Here is a 741-nt window from a genome sequence, read left to right on the forward strand (position 1 = left end):
CGGCGCCCGGCCGCCGACCTTTCTCGGCCACCGGCGCCTGTCCATCCTCGACTTGAGCCCGGCCGGACGCCAACCCATGACCTGCCCGGTCACCGGCAATATCCTGGTTTTCAACGGCGAGATATATAACTTCATCGAATTGCGGCAAGCGTTGGAAATGCAAGGTTGCGTTTTCCGCACCGATACCGACACGGAGGTTGTTTTGCAGGCTTGGCGCATCTGGGGCGAGACCGCCTTTGAACGTTTCAACGGCATGTGGGCGCTCGTCCTGCTGGAACGCGCCAGCGGCAGCCTGATCTGCTGCCGGGACCGCTTGGGAGTTAAGCCGTTGTACTATGCCAGAGACAATAAAGGCGACAGGCAACTGACGATCCTGGCCAGCGAGATTCGCGCCATCGCCTCGGTCATGGGCGCTTACCCGCCGCCCGAACCCAAGACGGTGTTCGATTTCCTGATGACCGGCGTTTCCGACCACGGCCGCGGTACCTTCTTCCAGGGCATTCACTCGGTGCCGCCGGGTTGGCTGATGCGCCTGGACGGCGAGGGCGACATGCACGGCAAACCTTACCACCAGTGGCCGGAAACGTCCCCGGACAACCGTCTCGAACCGGAACGCACGCGGGAGCTGATCGCCGATGCAGTGCGTTTGCGGTTGCGCTCCGACGCGCCCAGCGTTACGCTGCTGTCGGGCGGGCTGGACAGCAGCATCATTAGCGCCATGGCCGCCCGGGCCAGCCGGAC

At 63.8% G+C, this 741-nt stretch carries 1 protein-coding gene; it reads left to right on the plus strand.

All coding sequences use genetic code 11. The features are described 5' to 3' along the window. On the plus strand, positions 1–741 hold a 741-nt coding region (locus tag NP596_RS21740; RefSeq protein ID WP_256617457.1), incomplete at both ends, for an asparagine synthetase B family protein.

The organism is Methylomonas rivi (assembly GCF_024505165.1).
Classification (GTDB): Bacteria; Pseudomonadota; Gammaproteobacteria; order Methylococcales; family Methylomonadaceae; genus Methylomonas; species Methylomonas rivi.